The sequence below is a fragment of the Pseudomonas sp. UBA6310 genome, assembly GCF_002438225.1.
Classification (GTDB): domain Bacteria; phylum Pseudomonadota; class Gammaproteobacteria; order Pseudomonadales; family Pseudomonadaceae; genus Pseudomonas_O; species Pseudomonas_O kuykendallii.
The window spans coordinates 1-1,606 of record NZ_DJTK01000082.1 but is presented as its reverse complement, the minus strand read 5'-3'; the positions used below and the strand labels follow the sequence as shown (position 1 = coordinate 1,606).

2 protein-coding genes are annotated in these 1,606 nt (G+C 63.6%); both read left to right on the top strand.

What is annotated here, in order from left to right; all coding sequences use genetic code 11:
* Positions 1–55: 55 nt before the first annotated feature.
* Positions 56–772 (top strand): type 1 glutamine amidotransferase, encoded by a 717-nt coding sequence (locus tag B3E91_RS20045; protein ID WP_287031137.1) that lies wholly within the window; start codon positions 56–58, stop codon positions 770–772.
* Positions 773–988: 216 nt separating this feature from the next.
* The coding region (locus B3E91_RS20040; RefSeq protein ID WP_287031136.1) for a circularly permuted type 2 ATP-grasp protein at positions 989–1,606 on the top strand (618 nt) is incomplete at its 3' end.

The following is a 1,606-nucleotide window of genomic DNA, read 5'->3' as shown; positions in this document are numbered from 1 at the left end:
CCCGCGCTCGACCTGTCGCGACCCTTCCGCCAGACTGCGACAAACTGGAGGGGCCATGAGCGATATCCTGATTCTTACCCACGCCGATTTCTGTTCACCCGGCCACCTGGCCGAAACGCTCGATGCCCAAGGTCTGGCGTTCGACGTATTGCGCGTCGACCAGGGCGATCTGGACGGCTACGACCTTGACCGTCCACGCGCCGTCGCGGTGATGGGCGGCCCGATGAGCGTCAACGACCCCTTGCCCTGGCTGGCCACCGAGGACGCCGCGTTGCGGCATTTCATCGGGCGCGACGTCCCGCTGATCGGCCATTGCCTGGGCGGCCAACTGCTGGCGAAAACCCTCGGGGCGCGCGTCACGCGGATGCCCTACAGCGAAATCGGCTGGCAGACCCTGCGCCGCTGCGATGGCGAGCGTGCCAGCCCATGGCTCGACGGGCTGGCCGACGCTGTGGAGGTGTTCCAATGGCATGGCGACACCTTCGAGTTGCCGGCCGGTGCGCAACGGCTGTTCGCCAGCGACTGGTGCGGCAACCAGGGTTTCGCCTGGGGTGACAAGGTGCTGGGCCTGCAGGGGCACCCCGAGATGACCGAGGAACTGGTGCGCCTGTGGGTGGGCGATTGGGGCTACCTGCTCGACAGCCGCCAACCCAGTCAGCAAAGCGGCGCTCAGATGCTGGAAAACCTTTCCGCCCGCGTGGGCGCCCTCAATCGGGTGGCCGACGTTTTCTATCGTCACTGGTTGAAACTGGCTCTGCGGGAAACCGTCTGATGGGGAGGAAATAGGTCGGCAAGGTGGGGATGAACAGGAGCTGCCCCGTCCGCCGCAGACGCTTTCAAATGGGGCGTCGTGCTGATCAGGTATTGCCGTGCGTGCGCAGGTTTGGTGCAAGGATATTTGGGTTGTTCTTCAACTCATTGAATTGATTGGTTTTTACCGCTGGCATGAGGCTTGCGATGCTCTTGCTGACCGGACAAGGAGTACGGCATGTCCCGCAATTTTTTTGACGAGATGCACGATGCGAACGGCGACTGCCGGGCGCACTACCGGGAGTTCGCCCGCTGGCTGGCGGAAACGCCTGAAGAGCAACTGGCGCAGCGCCGCCGCGAAGCCGATCTGCTGTTCCACCGTGCCGGTATCACCTTCACCCTTTACGGTGACGAGCAGGGTACCGAGCGACTGATTCCCTTCGACATCATTCCCCGCAGCATTCCCGCGAGCGAATGGCGCATCGTCGAGAAGGGCTGCATCCAGCGCGTCCAGGCGCTGAACATGTTCCTCGCCGACCTCTACCACGAACAGCGCATCATCAAGGCCGGGATCATTCCCGCCGAGCAGGTGCTGGCGAACGAGGGCTACCAGCTGGCGATGCGCGGGCTGAACCTGCACCGCGATATCTACGCGCACATCGCCGGGGTGGACCTGGTACGCGACGGTGACGGCAGCTACTACGTGCTGGAAGACAACCTGCGCACCCCGAGCGGCGTCAGCTACATGCTCGAAGACCGCAAGATGATGATGCGGCTGTTCCCCGAGCTGTTCTCGGCGCAACGCATCGCCCCGATCGGCCATTACCCGAACATGCTGCTGGACACCCTCAAGTGC